17 protein-coding genes are annotated in these 15,482 nt (G+C 75.6%); 8 read left to right on the top strand and 9 right to left on the bottom strand.

Annotation, left to right across the window (positions count from 1 at the left end):
• Positions 1-56: 56 nt before the first annotated feature.
• The 5 genes from GWJ10_RS15575 to GWJ10_RS15595 all read left to right on the top strand — a co-directional run bounded on the left by GWJ10_RS15575 (position 57) and on the right by GWJ10_RS15595 (position 4,217).
• A complete protein-coding gene (locus GWJ10_RS15575; protein ID WP_061267598.1) occupies positions 57-1,571 on the top strand; it encodes a catalase in 1,515 nt (504 codons plus the stop codon).
• 154 nt (positions 1,572-1,725) lie between these two features.
• Positions 1,726-2,088, top strand: a complete 363-nt coding sequence (locus tag GWJ10_RS15580; protein WP_043659864.1) for a DUF1844 domain-containing protein — start codon at positions 1,726-1,728, stop codon at positions 2,086-2,088.
• Positions 2,085-2,840 carry a hypothetical protein gene (locus GWJ10_RS15585; protein ID WP_241005853.1) on the top strand — a complete coding sequence of 252 codons (756 nt, stop codon included), beginning with the start codon at positions 2,085-2,087 and terminating at the stop codon, positions 2,838-2,840. The genes GWJ10_RS15580 and GWJ10_RS15585 overlap by 4 nt, the downstream gene beginning before the upstream one ends.
• Complete coding sequence (locus GWJ10_RS15590; protein WP_061267597.1) at positions 2,837-3,598, top strand: serine protease; 762 nt, start codon at positions 2,837-2,839, stop codon at positions 3,596-3,598. The genes GWJ10_RS15585 and GWJ10_RS15590 overlap by 4 nt, the downstream gene beginning before the upstream one ends.
• A 94-nt stretch (positions 3,599-3,692) precedes the next feature.
• Complete coding sequence (locus GWJ10_RS15595) at positions 3,693-4,217, top strand: hypothetical protein (protein ID WP_051028483.1); 525 nt, start codon at positions 3,693-3,695, stop codon at positions 4,215-4,217.
• 72 nt (positions 4,218-4,289) lie between these two features.
• Here GWJ10_RS15595 and GWJ10_RS15600 read toward each other — a convergent pair whose 3' ends face one another.
• The 6 genes from GWJ10_RS15600 to GWJ10_RS15625 form a co-directional block, all read right to left on the bottom strand.
• Positions 4,290-5,036, bottom strand: coding sequence for an SseB family protein (locus tag GWJ10_RS15600; protein WP_043658523.1), 747 nt, complete (start codon positions 5,034-5,036; stop codon positions 4,290-4,292).
• Complete coding sequence (gene priA / locus GWJ10_RS15605; protein ID WP_034654096.1) at positions 5,033-5,764, bottom strand: bifunctional 1-(5-phosphoribosyl)-5-((5-phosphoribosylamino)methylideneamino)imidazole-4-carboxamide isomerase/phosphoribosylanthranilate isomerase PriA; 732 nt, start codon at positions 5,762-5,764, stop codon at positions 5,033-5,035. The genes GWJ10_RS15600 and priA overlap by 4 nt, the downstream gene beginning before the upstream one ends.
• A gap of 82 nt (positions 5,765-5,846) precedes the next feature.
• Positions 5,847-6,521 (bottom strand): imidazole glycerol phosphate synthase subunit HisH, encoded by a 675-nt coding sequence (gene hisH, locus GWJ10_RS15610; RefSeq protein WP_051028482.1) that lies wholly within the window; start codon positions 6,519-6,521, stop codon positions 5,847-5,849.
• Positions 6,518-7,030, bottom strand: coding sequence for a hypothetical protein (locus GWJ10_RS15615; RefSeq protein WP_034654090.1), 513 nt, complete (start codon positions 7,028-7,030; stop codon positions 6,518-6,520). The genes hisH and GWJ10_RS15615 overlap by 4 nt, the downstream gene beginning before the upstream one ends.
• Complete coding sequence (hisB, locus tag GWJ10_RS15620) at positions 7,027-7,626, bottom strand: imidazoleglycerol-phosphate dehydratase HisB (protein WP_021482124.1); 600 nt, start codon at positions 7,624-7,626, stop codon at positions 7,027-7,029. Before hisB ends, GWJ10_RS15615 begins: the two co-directional genes overlap by 4 nt.
• Positions 7,623-8,786 carry a histidinol-phosphate transaminase gene (locus GWJ10_RS15625; protein WP_043658521.1) on the bottom strand — a complete coding sequence of 388 codons (1,164 nt, stop codon included), beginning with the start codon at positions 8,784-8,786 and terminating at the stop codon, positions 7,623-7,625. The genes hisB and GWJ10_RS15625 overlap by 4 nt, the downstream gene beginning before the upstream one ends.
• Positions 8,787-9,089: 303 nt before the next feature.
• Between GWJ10_RS15625 and adhP the strand changes: the two genes are divergently transcribed.
• Both adhP and GWJ10_RS15635 read left to right on the top strand, forming a co-directional pair.
• The gene (gene adhP, locus GWJ10_RS15630; protein WP_163188588.1) at positions 9,090-10,112 is read left to right on the top strand and encodes an alcohol dehydrogenase AdhP; all 1,023 of its coding nucleotides are present in this window, start codon (positions 9,090-9,092) and stop codon (positions 10,110-10,112) included.
• Between the two features lie 363 nt (positions 10,113-10,475).
• Positions 10,476-12,743, top strand: a complete 2,268-nt coding sequence (locus GWJ10_RS15635; RefSeq protein ID WP_163188590.1) for a DEAD/DEAH box helicase — start codon at positions 10,476-10,478, stop codon at positions 12,741-12,743.
• A gap of 28 nt (positions 12,744-12,771) precedes the next feature.
• Here the strand turns inward: GWJ10_RS15635 and GWJ10_RS15640 are convergent, their stop codons facing one another.
• Together GWJ10_RS15640 and hisD are read right to left on the bottom strand one after the other, a co-directional pair.
• A complete protein-coding gene (locus tag GWJ10_RS15640) occupies positions 12,772-13,296 on the bottom strand; it encodes a GNAT family N-acetyltransferase (protein WP_163188433.1) in 525 nt (174 codons plus the stop codon).
• The gene (gene hisD, locus GWJ10_RS15645) at positions 13,293-14,618 is read right to left on the bottom strand and encodes a histidinol dehydrogenase (RefSeq protein ID WP_163188434.1); all 1,326 of its coding nucleotides are present in this window, start codon (positions 14,616-14,618) and stop codon (positions 13,293-13,295) included. The genes GWJ10_RS15640 and hisD overlap by 4 nt, the downstream gene beginning before the upstream one ends.
• Positions 14,619-14,751: 133 nt before the next feature.
• Here hisD and GWJ10_RS15650 point away from each other — a divergent pair, with 133 nt between their 5' ends.
• Entirely contained in the window at positions 14,752-14,988 is a 237-nt protein-coding gene (locus GWJ10_RS15650; RefSeq protein ID WP_034652908.1) for an RNA-binding S4 domain-containing protein, read from the top strand.
• 28 nt (positions 14,989-15,016) lie between these two features.
• On the opposite strand, the gene GWJ10_RS15655 is transcribed toward GWJ10_RS15650, so the two are convergent.
• Positions 15,017-15,421 carry a PPOX class F420-dependent oxidoreductase gene (locus GWJ10_RS15655; protein WP_076406553.1) on the bottom strand — a complete coding sequence of 135 codons (405 nt, stop codon included), beginning with the start codon at positions 15,419-15,421 and terminating at the stop codon, positions 15,017-15,019.
• Between the last annotated feature and the right edge of the window lie 61 nt (positions 15,422-15,482).

Consider the following 15,482-nt stretch of genomic DNA (forward strand, 5'->3'; position numbering starts at 1 on the left):
ATGCACTGTTTGAGAACGCCAGACGAGCCGTACCCGCGGCTCACGGAAGGAGACCCATGACCGCCCCCTTCACCACCACGAACGCCGGCGCGCCCGTCGCCTCGGACGCCCACTCGCAGTCCGTCGGCGCCGACGGCCCGATCGTCCTGCACGACCACTACCTCGTCGAGAAGCTCGCCCAGTTCAACCGCGAGCGCGTCCCGGAGCGCGTCGTGCACGCCAAGGGCGGCGGTGCGTTCGGCACGTTCACCGTGACCCAGGACGTCAGCGCGTACACCCGCGCGGCGCTGTTCCAGCCCGGCACGACGACCGAGATGCTCGCGCGCTTCTCCTCCGTCGCCGGCGAGCAGGGCTCGCCCGACACCTGGCGCGACCCCCGCGGCTTCGCGCTGAAGTTCTACACGACCGAGGGCAACTACGACCTCGTCGGCAACAACACGCCCGTGTTCTTCCTGCGCGACGGCATCAAGTTCCCCGACTTCATCCGGTCGCAGAAGCGCCTGCCGGGCTCGAACCTGCGCGACAACGACATGCAGTGGGACTTCTGGTCCCTCTCCCCCGAGTCGGCGCACCAGGTGACCTGGCTCATGGGTGACCGCGGCCTCCCGTCGAGCTGGCGCCACATGGACGGGTTCGGCTCGCACACCTACCAGTGGATCAACGCGGCGGGCGAGCGGTTCTGGGTCAAGTACCACTTCAAGACTCAGCAGGGCATCAAGAACCTCACCGCGGACGAGGCCTCGCAGCTCGCCGGGTCGGACTCGGACCACCACATCCGCGACCTGTACGAGCACATCGAGGGGGGCGACTTCCCGCGCTGGACGCTCTCGGTCCAGGTCATGCCGTACGAGGACGCCAAGACCTACCGGTTCAACCCGTTCGACCTCACGAAGGTGTGGCCGCACGCCGACTACCCGCTGATCGAGGTGGGCGTCATGGAGCTGAACCGCAACCCGGAGAACTACTTCGCGCAGATCGAGCAGGCGACGTTCGCGCCGAGCAACTTCGTGCCGGGCATCGCGACGAGCCCGGACAAGATGCTGCTCGCGCGCATCTTCTCCTACGCCGACGCCCACCGGTACCGCGTGGGCACGAACCACGCCCAGCTCCCGGTGAACGCGCCGCACGCCGCGGCCGAGGCCGGTCACTCGTACGCGAAGGACGGGTCGATGCGCTACTCGTTCTCGTCGGCGACCACGCCGGTGTACGCGCCGAACAGCCGCGGCGGCGCGCACGCCGACCCGGCCCGCGCGGCGGAGTCCGCCGGCTGGGAGGCCGACGGCGAGCTGACGCGCAGCGCCGCGACGCTGCACCCGGAGGACGACGACTTCGGCCAGGCGGGCACGCTCTACCGCGAGGTCTTCGACGACGCCGCCCGCGCGCGCTTCCTCGAGACGATCACGGGCCACGTCGGCGCCGTGCGCAGCGAGGACATCCGCGAGCGCGCCGTGCAGTACTGGACGTACGTCGACGCGAACCTGGGTCGCGAGCTGCGTGCGGCCCTCGCCGCCGCGGACGCCCCGCTCGAGGGCGGCCAGCCCGGGACGGCCGCGGAGCCGGTCCGCGTCTGACCCGTCGTGGCCGCCCTGCGGGGCGGTCGCACCCCGTCGGCCGTCGCCCCTCGCCAGGGGCGGCGGCCGACGTCGTCCCCGGCCCGGGGCGCGTCGGCCGTCCTTCTCGCGCACCGGGCCACCGCTCCCGCCGTCGGATGGAAAGATGGTCGCCATGAGTACCGAGAACGCCGCCGTGCCCGACCCCACCACCGACGCGGTGCGCGACATCGCCGACGTGGCCGCCGTGGAGGTCATCACGTCCGCGGCCGTCCACCTCATGAGCGCCGCCGCCGTCAAGTGCGGCCTCGCGGAGGACGCGCAGGAGCAGGGCCACCTCGACCTGGACGAGGCGCGCAAGCTCATCAACGCGCTCGCCGCGCTCGTGACGGCGAGCGCCCCCGACATCGGCAACCAGCACGCCCGCTCGCTCCGCGACGGGCTGCGCTCGCTCCAGCTGGCCTTCCGCGAGGCGTCGGTCTACCCGGACGCCCCGGGCGAGGGGCCGGGCGAGAAGTACACGGGCGCCGTGAGTTGAGCACGCCCCCGGTCCCGCCCCCGCACGGCGGTCCCGCGGGCCCGCCGCAGCCGCCCGAGAGCGTGCCGCGGGGCACCCCGGCCGACGCGGTCCCGGCGGCCCGACCGGGCGCCGTCGGGCCGCCGTCGTTCGCGCCGGCGGCCGGCCCCGGGGGTGCCGCACCCGGGGCGGCGTCCGCCACGGCGACCGCGCCGGGCGACGGCGCGCCGGCGAGCGACGACGCCGCGGCGACCCGGCCGCGTCGGCGTCGCGGGGCCGTGGTCGCGGTCGTCGTGCTCGCGCTGGCCCTCGCCGCGGCGCTGGGCGTCGGCGCGTACCTGTGGCTCACCACGACGCGCTGGCAGGAGACGAGCGCCGGGTGGGAGGCGCAGGCGCGCGGGCTCGGGCAGGACGTCGCGCAGCTGCGCACCGAGCTCGACGGCGCGAACGCGGAGCTCGAGTCCGCGCGCACCCAGCTCACCGCCGCCCAGGACCGCATCAGCGACCTCGCCAACGAGAAGGCCCAGCTGGGCGACGAGAACGAGGCGTCCCAGCAGTACCTGGACTACCAGAGCCGGGTCTCGGACGCCGCGGGCAAGGTCGCGGCCGCGCTCGGGCAGTGCACGACGGCGCAGACGCAGCTCATCGGGTACCTCAACAACCGGGACGCCTACGACCCCGCCGACATCGACCGGTTCGCGGACCAGGTCGGCGTGCTCTGCCAGGAGGCCACCGACGCGAACGCCCAGCTCCAGCAGGAGCTCGCCGGATGACGCGCCGCCCGTCCCGGCGCGCGGCGGTGCGCGTCGTCGGCGCGCTGCTCGGGCTGTCGCTCGCGGGCGGCTCGCTCGGCGCGTGCGGCGTCCTGCCGGAGCTCCCCGAGCCGGTGCCGGGCTCGGTCGTGCCGTCGCTCGTGGCGCCCGACGACCCGGCCGGCTCGGAGAACCTCTCCCCCGACGGGTTCGACGCCGTCCAGCGCATGGCCGTGCGCATCCGCAACGTCCGGTGCGACGGCCTGTCCACCGGCTCGGGGTTCGCCGTCGACTCCCGGACCCTCATCACCAACAAGCACGTGGTCGACTCGTCGCGCTCGCTCCAGCTCCTCACCTACGACGGGCGTGACATCGCCGCCCAGACGGCGAGCGTGGCCGGTCTGGCGGACCTCGCGATCGTCCGGACCGCGGAGGACCTCCCGTCCGCCCCGACCCTCGCCGCCGCCGACCCGGCGCCCGGCGACGCGGTGACGGTCGTCGGGTACCCCGAGGGCGGGCGGCTCACCGTGACGCAGGGGTCGGTCATCGGCACGACGACGGACCCGCTGCACGAGAACCTCGGCGAGGTGCTCGTCACCGACGCCCCCGTCGAGCCCGGCAGCTCCGGGTCCGCCGCGCTCAACGAGGCGGGCGAGGTGATCGGCGTGGTCTACGCGAAGACGTCGACGGAGAAGTCGCTCCTCGTGCCCGTGAGCACCCTCCAGACGATGCTCGGCGACGAGTCCGCGTTCACGGCCCTCCCGGAGTGCGACGCCTGACCCGTCCGGGCGCCCGTGCACCGACGGCCTCGACGGCGAGGCGGTGCGCGCGGTTCCCGCGCGCACCGGGGGGCCCAGGTCTACCCTTCGTGCCATGAGCACACACGCGAGCTCGGACACGCCTCCCGTCGACCCGGCGCACATCACCCACGCGGCGCGCGACACGCTCACCGTGCGTCGCGTCTTCGGGGAGTCGTACGAGCGGGACGGCACGCTCGTCATCCCCGTCGCGACGGTCTGGGGCGGCACGGGATCCGGCTGGGGGTCCGGCGCCGGCGAGCTCTCCGGCAAGGGCGCGGCGGACTGGCGCCGTCGCGTCGGTGCGGCGGCCCGCGGGGCGGACGCCGGTCCCGACGACGGCACCGCGGACGGCGGCTCGACGTCCGACCCGGGCTCCGGCAACGCCGGGGGCGAGGCGGGCGGCGAGGGCTCGGGCGGTGGCGGCGGGTTCGGGGTGCGCGTCGTCGCGAAGGGCGTCTACGTCGTCGACGACGCGGGCGTGCGCTGGCAGCCCGCCCTCGACCTCAACCGCGTGATCCTCGGCGGGCAGGCCCTGGGCGCGGTCGTGGCGTTCTCGGCCGCGCTCGCGTGGGGCCTCAGCCGCCTGCGCCGGCGCTGAGCCCGGACCGCGCTGCCCGCCGACCCGTACGGCCGACGCGTCCGCGCGGGCCGGACCGGGCGGACGACCGCCTCAGTCGGCCCGGCCGACGCGGAGCTCGAGCCCGTCGACGCGCTCGGACACCACGGCGTCCGTGGCGAGCGCGGCGTTGACCTGCCCGAGCACGGCGTCGAGACCGGCGCGGTCGAGACCGGCGTCGATGCGCAGGACCACCGCGACCTCGGCCCGGCGGCCCGGCTCGGCCCAGACGCGCGCGACGTGCGGCACGCCCGCGAGCGACCCCTGCACGGCGGCGAGCACCTCCGGCACGACGACCCCGTCGACGACCGCGGGCGACCAGTCCTTGCCCTGCGCGAGCGCCCACACGGCCGGGCGTGGCACGAGCGCGGTGACCGGTCCCGCCGGGTCGAGCACGAGGAGCGACCAGTCCTCGCTCACGGCGGACAGCGCCGCGCGGCGCGCGTCCACCGGCACCGGCCGCGCGCTCGCGCGCCAGGCCGCCATCGCCGCGACGGACGTGAACACGGGCAGCGCGCGGCGCCCGTCCGGCGCCTCGATGGCGACGACCCCCGCCGACGCCTCCTTGTCGACCGTGTGCCCGTGCTCGCCCTCGCCCGCGCTCTCGAGCTCGGCGAGGATCGGCACGAGCACGCGCGTCTCGCCGAGTCGCGCGACGACGTCGGACAGCGGGGCCGAGCCCGCGGCGTACGCGTCGAGGAGCCCCGCGAGCGCCGGGTCCGCCGACCCGTCGTCGCCCGCGAAGCCGGACGACGGCGGGAGCGCCTTGCCCGGGCCCGCGGGCTCGTGGTCGGTCGTCACGGCCGGCCCGCGACGTCGAGCGCCTGCGGGAGCGTGAACGCGCCCGCGTAGAGGGCCTTGCCCACGATCGCGCCCTCGACGCCGGCCGGCACGAGCGAGCGCAGCGCCTCGAGGTCCTCGAGGCTGGAGATGCCGCCGGACGCGACGACGGGCGCGTCGGTGCGCGCCGCGACGTCGCGCAGCAGGTCGAGGTTCGGGCCGCGCAGCGTCCCGTCCTTGGTCACGTCCGTGACGACGTACCGCGCGCACCCGGCGGCCTCCAGGCGGTCGAGGACCTCCCACAGGTCTCCGCCCTCCTGCGTCCACCCGCGCGCGGCGAGCGTGGTGCCGCGCACGTCGAGCCCGACGGCGATCGCGTCGCCGTGCTCCGCGATGACCTTCGCCGTCCACTCGGGGTTCTCGAGCGCCGCGGTGCCGAGGTTGACGCGGCGCGCGCCGGTGGCGAGCGCGCGCTCGAGCGACGCGTCGTCGCGGATGCCCCCGGACAGCTCGACCTGCACGTCGAGGCGCGCGACGACGTCGGCGAGCAGCTCCGCGTTGGAGCCGCGGCCGAACGCGGCGTCGAGGTCCACGAGGTGGATCCACTCCGCGCCGCCGGACTGCCAGTCGAGCGCGGCGGCGAGCGGGTCGCCGTACGAGGTCTCGGAGCCCGCCTCGCCCTGGACGAGGCGGACGGCCTGGCCGTCGGCGACGTCGACGGCGGGGAGCAGCACGAGGCGGTCGGTCACGAGGGTCTCCATCGGTGTAGGCGGTGGCGCGTCGCTCGCGCCGGGTGGTGCGCGCCGGGCGTGTGCCTCGGCGCGCGGACGGTCAGAGCGAGCGGACCCAGTTCTCGAGCAGGGTCGCGCCGGCGTCGCCCGACTTCTCGGGGTGGAACTGCGTCGCGGACAGCGGGCCGTTCTCGACGGCCGCGACGAAGCGGCCACCGTGCTCGGACCACGTGACGAGCGGTCGGCGGACGGGCGAGTCCGCCGGGAGGTCCTGGCCGGTCGTGAACGACCGGGCCGCGTAGGAGTGCACGAAGTAGAAGCGCTCGTGCTCGACCCCGCGGAACAGCACGCTGCCCTCGGGCACGTCGACGGTGTCCCAACCCATGTGCGGCACGACGTCGGCCTCGAGACGGTCGACGAGGCCCGCCCACTCCCCGAGCCCGTCGGTGAGCGTCCCGTGCTCGTCGCCCTGCTCGAACATGACCTGCATGCCCACGCAGATCCCGAGGACGGGCCGCCCGCCGGCGAGCCGCCGGCCGACGATCTCGTCGCCCCGCACGCCGCGCAGACCGGTCATGACCGCGGCGAACGCGCCGACGCCCGGGACGACGAGCCCGTCCGCGTCCTGCGCGCGCGCCCGGTCGGCCGTCAGCTCGACGTCCGCGCCGACGCGCTCGAGCGCGCGCACGGCCGAGCGAACGTTGCCGAACCCGTAGTCGAGCACGACGACGGACGGGCGGCGGGCGGCGGGCGTCGCCGCGGTGGGCTCGGTCATGCGCCGTCCTTCCGTGCGCGCCGCGCCGCCGACGTGAGCAGGCGCATCGCCTTCCAGCGGGAGATCGACGAGCTCGCCACGACGCCGTCCTGGTCCGCGAGCGTCGTCGTGCCGGTGAGCAGGTCCTCGAGCGACTCGGGCGCACCGCCGAGCACGAGGCCCGGCGCGAGGGTGTCACCCTGCACGCCGTCCGCCCAGCGCGTCATCGTGAGCTGCTCGCCGCTGCGCTCGACGAGCACGAGCGGCACGCCCTTGACGAGGGTCGTCAGAGCGGCGGCCGCGTGCGCGGGCGCGTCGCCTGCGGGGTCGCGCAGCACCGCCACGGCACCGACGTCGGTCGGGACGACGTCCGCCTCGACCTGCGCGAGCGAGCACGCCGCCGCGAGCGGCTCCGCGCCCGCGATCTGCGTGATGAGCGCCACGAGATCGGGGACCGCCGAGGCCGTCAGCGACGAGAGGTCGTCGGGGATCTCGACGCCGTCCAGGGCGTCGTCGTCGTGCGTGCTCACAGGGCTCCCTTCGTGGACGGGACGCCCTCGACGCGCGGGTCCGGCGCGACGGCGGCGCGCAGCGCCCGGGCGAGCGCCTTGAACTGCGCCTCGACGATGTGGTGCGGGTCGCGGCCCGCGAGGACGCGCACGTGGATGCAGATGCCCGCGTGGTGCGCGATCGACTCGAGCACGTGCCGCGTGAGCGACCCCGTGAAGTGCCCGCCGATGAGGTGGTACTCCTGACCCTCCGGCTCGCCCGAGTGCACGAGGTACGGCCGCCCGGACACGTCGACGACGGCGAGCGCGAGGGCCTCGTCCAGCGGGACCGTCGCGTCGCCGAAGCGCCCGATGCCCACCTTGTCGCCGAGCGCGACGCGCAGCGCCTCGCCGATCGTGATCGCGACGTCCTCCACCGTGTGGTGCGCGTCGATGTGGGTGTCCCCCGTCGCGACGACCTTGAGGTCGATGAGCGAGTGCTTGCCCAGCGCCGTGAGCATGTGGTCGTAGAACGGGACGGTCGTCGAGATCTCGGTCCGTCCGGTCCCGTCGAGGTCGAGCTCGACGAGCACGCTCGACTCGGACGTCGCGCGCTCGATGCGCGCGGTGCGCTTCACAGTCCTGCCACCTCCACGAGGGCCTGACGGAAGGCCCTCATCTCGTCGCCGGTGCCGATCGACACCCGCAGCCAGCCGTCGGGACCAGTCTCCCGGATGAGCACGCCCCGCTCCAACAACGCCGCCCAGACCGCGTGCCGGTCCGCGAACGTGCCGAACAGGACGAAGTTGGCGTCGGACTCCGCGACCTCGAACGGACGACCGTCCGGGTGCCGCAGCGAGCGCAGCCACGCGACGGTCTCGTCGCGGCGCTCGCGCAGCGCGGAGACCTGCGCGAGCAGCTCGCCCGAGTGCGCGAGGGCCGCGCGCGCGACCGCCTGCGTCACCGCCGACAGGTGGTACGGCAGGCGCACGACGCGCAGCGCGTCGACGAGCTCGCGCGACGCCGCGAGGTACCCGACGCGAGCGCCCGCGAGCGCGAACGCCTTGGACATCGTGCGCGTCACCGCGAGGTTCGGGTAGCGCTCGAGCAGCTCGAGCGCCGACGGCGTCCCCGCGCGCCGGAACTCGCCGTACGCCTCGTCGACGACGACGACGGCGGGCGCCTCCTGCCCCCCGGGGAGCGGGACGCGCACCGCGAGCGCCGCCTCGCACACCGCCTCGACGGTCGCGGCGGGCAGCGCCGTGCCGGTCGGGTTGTTCGGGCTCGCGAGCAGGACGACGGACGGCTGCTCGCGCGCGATCACCTCGCGGGCGTGCTCCGGGTCGAGCGTGAAGTCCTCCGCGCGGCGCCCGACGACCCAGTCCGTGTGGGTGTCGCGCGCGTACTCCGGGTACATCGAGTACGTCGGAGCGAAGGAGACGGCCGTGCGCCCCGGGCCGCCGAAGGCCTGCAGCACGTGGAGCATGATCTCGTTCGAGCCGTTCGCCGCCCAGAGCTGCTCCGCCCCCAGCGCGACGCCCGCCTCCGTCCCGAGGTAGGCGGCGAGGTCGGTGCGCAGGCCGAGGAAGTCGCGGTCGGGGTACCGGTTCAGCCCGGTGGCGGCGTCGTGCACCGCGCGCGTGATGGTCGCGACGACGGCCTCGCTCGGCGCGTGCGGGTTCTCGTTGACGTTGAGCAGGACCGGGACGTCGAGCTGCGGCGCGCCGTACGGCTCGACGCCGGCGAGCTCGGGGCGCAGCGGGAGCAGGGGTCGTCCCGCGACGGAGGGTGGGGTCACTCCCCCAGTCTACGAAGCGTGGACGCGCGGCCGCCCGTGACGTCCGGCACGCGGGCACCCGGGACGACGGGCACGCGGCGGTCCCCGGGACGGTCGGCGCGCGGTCGGCGCGCGGTCGGCCGGGACGGTCGGCCTCGCCGACGAGAGGCGGAGGTCCCGACCTGGGCGGACGTCGGTCGCCGGTCCGGCCGTCCGGGGCGCCGGAGCGGCGTCGCGCGCGTAGCGTCGAGAGGGAAGGGAGGACCGTCGGCAGGGTCCTCCTGGCCCTCTCCCCGAGAAAACGAGGTGATCCCCGTGCCCGCCATGCGTGCCGCCGTCGTCCGCTCGTTCACCGACCCGCTGGTCGTCGAGGAGCTCGACGTCCCGTCGCCCGGGCCCCACGAGGCCCTGGTCAAGGTCGACTACACCGGCGTGTGCCACACGGACCTGCACGCCGCGCACGGCGACTGGCCGGTCAAGCCCGCTCCCCCGTTCGTGCCGGGCCACGAGGGCGTCGGCACGGTCGTCGCGGTCGGCGACCAGGTCACGCGCGTGCGCATGGGTGACACGGTCGGCAACGCCTGGCTGTGGAGCGCGTGCGGCGAGTGCGAGTACTGCGAGACGGGCTGGGAGACGCTGTGCCCGCAGCAGAAGAACGGCGGCTACTCGGTCGACGGCTCGTTCGGCCAGTACATGCTCGTCGACTCGCGGTACTGCCCGGTGATCCCCGACGGGGTCGACCTCTCCGCCGTCGGGCCGATCCTGTGCGCCGGCGTCACCGTCTACAAGGGGCTCAAGGTCACGGACACCCAGCCCGGCGAGTGGGTGCTGGTCTCGGGGATCGGCGGCCTCGGGCACATCGCGGTGCAGTACGCGGTCGCGATGGGCCGCCGCGTCGCCGCGGTGGACGTCGACGACGAGAAGCTCGCGCTCGCGCGCAAGCACGGCGCGGAGGTGACGGTGAACGCGGCGACGTCGCCCGACGCGGCGGCCGAGATCCGCGAGAAGACGGGCGGTGGCGTCCACGGCGCGCTCGTCACCGCCGTCAACGCGCACGCGTTCCCGCAGGCCGTGGGGGCGCTGCGCCGCGGTGGCACGGTCTCCCTCGTCGGCCTCCCGCCGGAGAAGTTCCCGCTCGACATCTTCACGACCGTCCTCTTCGGCCTGACCGTGCGCGGGTCGATCGTCGGGACGCGCAAGGACATGGCCGAGGCGCTCGACTTCTTCGCGCGCGGCAAGATCAAGCCGACCTACACCGTGCGTCCGCTCGACGACATCAACGCGATCTTCGCCGAGATGGAGGAGGGGCGGATCGACGGGCGCGTCGTCATGGACATGCGCTCCTGACGTCGGGCCGCTGCCCCGTCGTCCCCTGCCCGTGACCCCCGACCGGGTCGCGGGCCGGGGCTGTGCACGACGGCCCGAGGGTCGGCGGGTGCGCCTACGATCGTGCGGGTGAGCCCCACCGACCCGTACGCCGACCTGCCCTTCGACCCGGCCGACGAGCCGCCGCTCGACGAGCCCGCCGACCCGTTCGGCGACCCGTGGGCGGGGGCGGCGCCGCAGGCACCGGCGGCCACGGCTCCCGCCGCGCGCACGGCCGGCGGCGAGGTCCCGGGCACGGGCGCTCGGGGCGACGACCCCGCGCCCGACCCCACGCCCGTTCCGGCGGCCGACGGCGGCGAGGCCGCCAAGCGCGCCAAGCTCGCCATGCTGCGCGGCCTCCTCGACGGGCAGTCGCTGCGCGAGGACGCCGAGACCGCGCTGCGCGCCCTCGTGGGGCGCGACGACGCGACGCTGCGCGAGGACCAGTGGCGCGCGATCGAGGCGCTCGTGGCGTTCCGCCGTCGTGCGCTCGTCGTGCAGCGCACCGGGTGGGGCAAGTCGGCCGTGTACTTCGTCGCGACCCGGCTGCTGCGCGACCGCGGCGCCGGCCCGACGGTGATCGTGTCCCCGCTCCTCGCGCTCATGCGTGACCAGATCTCGGCCGCCGCGCGCGCCGGGATCAAGGCGGTGACGATCAACTCGGCCAACGTCACGGAGTGGGACGACGTCCACCGCGCGATCGCGGACGGCGAGGTCGACGTCCTCCTGTGCTCGCCGGAGCGGCTCAACAACCCCGGCTTCCGCGACGAGGTCCTCCCCCGGCTCGCGGCCGACGCGGGCCTCGTCGTCATCGACGAGGCGCACTGCATCTCGGACTGGGGCCACGACTTCCGGCCGGACTACCGGCGCATCCGCACCCTGCTCGCCGACCTGCCGCCCGGCATCCCGGTGCTCGCGACGACCGCGACGGCGAACGAGCGCGTGACCGCCGACGTCGCGGAGCAGCTCGGCGTCACCGCGGCGCACGCCGCGGGCGGGGCCGCCGGCGACGTCGGGGGCGGAGCGGCCCACGAGGACGTGCTGGTCCTGCGCGGCGGGCTCGACCGCGAGTCGCTGCACCTCGCCGTGCTGCGCCTGCCCGACCAGCCGACGCGCGTCGCGTGGCTCGTCGAGGCGCTCCAGGACGTCGACGGCTCGGGGATCGTGTACTGCCTCACCGTCTCCGCCGCCGAGCAGGTCGCGAGCCAGCTCCGCGCCGCCGGTCTTGCCGTGGCGTCGTACACGGGCCAGACGGACCCCGCCGAGCGCGAGCGGCTCGAGGAGGACCTCAAGGAGAACCGCGTCAAGGCGCTCGTCGCGACCTCCGCGCTCGGGATGGGCTTCGACAAGCCGGACCTGGCCTTCGTCGTCCACCTCGGGGCGCCGAGCTCGCCGATCGCGTACTACCAGCAGGTCGGGCGCGCGGGCCGTGGCGTGGACTCGGCCGTCGTGGTGCTCCTGCCGGGCGAGGAGGACCGCCGCATCTGGGAGTGGTTCGCGTCCACCGCGTTCCCGCCGCAGGACCAGGTGCGCGCGACCCTCGACGCCCTCGGCGCGGGCGGCACGCAGTCCGTCGCGCAGCTCGAGACGCAGGTCGACCTCAAGCGGTCACGCCTCGAGGGGATGCTCAAGGTGCTCGACGTCGGCGGCGCGGTCCGGCGCGTCAAGGGCGGCTGGGAGGCGACGGGTGAGCCCTGGACGTACGACGCGGAGCGCTATGCGCGCGTCGACGCCACGCGCTCGGCCGAGCAGCAGGCGATGCTCGACTACGAGGCCACCGACGGGTGCCGCATGGCGTTCCTGCGCGCTGCGCTCGACGACCCGGAGCTCGAGGACGGGTGGCGGTGCGGCCGCTGCGACACGTGCGGCGGCGTGACGCTGCCCGCGCTCCCCGACGCGGAGGCCGTCGCCGCCGCGCGCGCCGACATGGACCGCCCCGGCGTCGAGGTCGTGGCCCGTCGGCAGTGGCCGAGCGGCATGGACCGCCTGGGGCTCGACCTGCGCGGGCGCCTGGGTGCGGACGAGCTCGCGGAGACCGGGCGCGCGGTCGCGCGCCTCGACGGGCTCGGCTGGTCCGCGCCGCTGCGCGAGCTCTTCGCGGCCACGACGCCCGACGGCGACACCCCCGTCGCGCTCCGGCGCGCCGCCGCGCGCGTCCTCGACGACTGGGCGGAGCTCTACGAGTCCGCCCCGCAGCCGGACCCGGGGACCGGGGCCGAGGACGACTCTCCTGACGGCACGGCCCCGGCCGAGCGGCGGCTCCTCGTGGACGGCGTCGTCGCGGTCCGCTCCGCGACGCGTCCGCGGCTCACGTTCCACCTGGCGAACGGGCTCGCGAGCTACCTCGGCAAGCCGCTCATCGGCGCGGTGGGGCCGGTCCCGGGCCGCGAGGAGCCGGGCCGGCACGACGTGAACTCCGCGACGCGCCTCGCGGGCGTCGCGGGCCGCCTCCAGCTCGAGCTGTCGGACGCCGCGCGCGCGGGGCTCGCCGGGCGCCGCGTGCTGCTCGTCGACGACTACACCGAGTCGGGCTGGACCCTCACGGTCGCGGCACGCCTGCTGCGCCGCGCCGGGGCGGCGGCGGTGCACCCGTTCGTGCTCGGGGTGCGCTGACGCGGGCTCGGCCCGGCGACCGGGCGCGTCACCAGCGCAGGCGCAGCTCGGTGTACGTCGTGTCCACGAAGCCGAGCGACCGGTAGAGCGGCTCGCCCTCCGGCGTCGCGTGGAGGGACACCGAGTCCGCGCCCGCCGTGCGGGCCCAGTCCAGCGCCGCTCCGACGCACGCGCGACCGAACCCCCGGCCGCGGTCTCCTGGGTGCGTGCAGACGTTCGACAGGTGCGCCGTCGTGCCGCGCGGGTTGCGCGCCGACGGCGCGGACCGGTGCAGCTCGACGAGCGCGCACGCCGCGAGGCGTCCCGGCGCGTCGACGACGAACGCGACGACGTCGGTCGTCGCGAGACCCGCGGCGAACCACGCGCGTGCCCGGCCCTGCCACGTCGGGTCCTCCGCGCCGGGCTCGCCCATCGCGCGCATGAGGTGCACGCGCAACGACACGAGGTCGGCCGCGTCGCGCGGGACGGCACGCCGCACCCGCACGACGGCGTCCCGCGCGGAGACCCCGTGCGGGCCGCCGTCGAGCGGCGCGCCGGACCGACCGGCGGTCACAGGAACCGCGCTCGCACCGCCTCGCCGTGCGCCGGGAGGTCCTCGTCGTTCGCCACGGCGACGATCCGGTCCGCGAGGTCCTCGAGGGCGTCGCGGTCGTACTCGACCACCTGGACGGCCTTGACGTAGCTGTGCACGCCGAGCCCGCTGGAGAAGTGCGCGCAGCCGCCCGTCGGCAGCACGTGGTTCGAGCCGGCCATGTAGTCGCCGAGCGAGACCGGCGACCAGGGCCCGACGAAGATCGCCCCCGCGCTCGTGACGCGCTCGGCGAGCTCGGCCGCCCCCGCGGCCTGGATCTCCAGGTGCTCCGCGCCGTAGGCGTCCACCACCTGCAGCCCGTGCTCGAGGTCGTCGACGAGCACGATCGCGGACTGCGGGCCCGCGAGCGACTGCGCGACGCGCTGCGCGTGCTTCGTCGCGGTCACGAGGTCCGCGAGGCGCGCCTCCACCGCGGCGGCGAGCTCGACCGACGGGGTGACGAGCACCGCGGCGGCCAGCGGGTCGTGCTCCGCCTGGCTGATGAGGTCGGCCGCGACGTGCCCCGGGTCCGCCGAGGCGTCGGCGAGGACCGCGATCTCGGTGGGGCCCGCCTCCGCGTCGATGCCCACGACGCCTCGCACGAGCCGCTTGGCCGCCGCGACGAAGACGTTGCCGGGGCCCGTCACCACGTCGACCGGCTCGCACAGCACGTCGCCGTCCTGCGGCTCGCTGCCGGCCGCACCGTACGCGAACATCGCGACAGCCTGCGCCCCGCCGACGGCGTACACCTCGTCGACGCCGAGCAGCGCGCACGCGGCGAGGATCGTCGGGTGCGGCAGGCCGTGGCTGTCCCGCTGCGGCGGCGACGCGACGGCGAGGCTCGGCACGCCCGCCTCCTGCGCCGCGACGACGTTCATCACGACGGACGACGGGTAGACGGCCAGACCACCGGGCGCGTAGAGCCCGACGCGGCGCACGGGCACCCACCGCTGGCGGACCTGGGCGCCCGGCGCGACCTGGACCGTGAAGTCCTGCGGGCGCTGCGCCGCGTGCACGAGCCGGACCCGGCGGATCGACTCCTCGAGCCCTGCCCGGACCTGCGGGTCGAGCGCCGCGAGCGCCGCGGAGATCTCGTCGGCCGGCACCCGCAGGTGCTCCGGCCGCACGCCGTCGAAGCGCTCGGCGTACTCGCGCAGGGCCTCGGCCCCGCGCGTCCGCACCGCCTCGAGGATCGGCGCGACCCGATGCGCCGCGTCCTCCACGCCGACCTCTGCGCGCGGCAGGGCCTCGGCGAGCTCGCGTGCGGACAGGGAACGCCCTCGGAGATCGATGCGGGAGATCATGCGACGAGTCTAGGAGCCCGGGAGGCCCGCGACGAGCGCGTTTCGCCCACCGGTCGTCTTGGTGGCCCGCGCCGGGCGCGTTCTCGTCGGGAGTCGTGTCGTCGCGGCACGCGGCGCCGGGGAGAATGGCGTCATGAACGCCTCCGACGACGCCCGCCCGGTCGAGATCTCCGACGACGTCATCCGCCTCGGCCAGTTCCTCAAGCTCGCCGGGCTCGCCGAGTCCGGCGCGGAGGCGCGCGAGCTCGTCACCGAGGGCGAGGTCCGCGTGAACGGCGAGGTGGACACGCGCCGGGGACGCCAGCTGCACCGGGGCGACGTCGTCACGGTGGACCGGCCGCAGGGCGGGGAGAGCGCGACCGTCGCCTGAGCCGCGAGTACGACCCGCCGGGTAGGGGTCAGGCCATGTACGTCGAGGCCATCACCTTGTCCGGCGTGAGGCGCAGCACCACGCGCTCCGGCTTGGGCGTCAGCGGGCGGTAGCGGCGGGCGTAGCGCGCGACGGCGTCCGCCACCTCCTCCGCGTCCTCGACGACCTCGATCGTCCCCTCGAGCGTGAGCCACCGTCCGCCGTCGACCTGGCACACCGCGGCGCGCGGGTGCGCCCCGTCCGGCCCGGTCCGGCGGGCGTTGCGCGCCTTCACCGACCCGCGGTTCGTCGTGATCCGCACGACGCCCGCGTCCGGGTCCCAGGTGAACGCCACCGGGACGACGTGCGGGCTCCCGTCCTCGCGCAGGGTCGTGAGCGTGGCCAGGTGCCGCTCGGTGACGAAGACGCGCTGCTCGGGGTTGAGTCGGATCACGCTCGCGAGTCTAGGCGCGGCCTGCCCGGCACCGGCCGGAGCCGTCTCGTGCCGGTCGTCA

It is taken from the genome of Cellulosimicrobium sp. SL-1 (assembly GCF_011033075.1).
Classification (GTDB): Bacteria; Actinomycetota; Actinomycetes; order Actinomycetales; family Cellulomonadaceae; genus Cellulosimicrobium; species Cellulosimicrobium funkei.

Coding starts and splice junctions, on each gene's coding strand:
- GWJ10_RS15580 (WP_043659864.1), top strand. CDS start 1,726: ATGAGTACCGAGAACGCCGCCGTGCCCGACCCCACCACCGACGCGGTG.
- adhP (WP_163188588.1), top strand. CDS start 9,090: ATGCGTGCCGCCGTCGTCCGCTCGTTCACCGACCCGCTGGTCGTCGAG.
- GWJ10_RS15650 (WP_034652908.1), top strand. CDS start 14,752: ATGAACGCCTCCGACGACGCCCGCCCGGTCGAGATCTCCGACGACGTC.
- GWJ10_RS15590 (WP_061267597.1), top strand. CDS start 2,837: ATGACGCGCCGCCCGTCCCGGCGCGCGGCGGTGCGCGTCGTCGGCGCG.
- GWJ10_RS15595 (WP_051028483.1), top strand. CDS start 3,693: ATGAGCACACACGCGAGCTCGGACACGCCTCCCGTCGACCCGGCGCAC.
- hisH (WP_051028482.1), bottom strand. CDS start 6,521: ATGACCGAGCCCACCGCGGCGACGCCCGCCGCCCGCCGCCCGTCCGTC.
- hisD (WP_163188434.1), bottom strand. CDS start 14,618: ATGATCTCCCGCATCGATCTCCGAGGGCGTTCCCTGTCCGCACGCGAG.
- GWJ10_RS15575 (WP_061267598.1), top strand. CDS start 57: ATGACCGCCCCCTTCACCACCACGAACGCCGGCGCGCCCGTCGCCTCG.
- GWJ10_RS15635 (WP_163188590.1), top strand. CDS start 10,476: ATGCTGCGCGGCCTCCTCGACGGGCAGTCGCTGCGCGAGGACGCCGAG.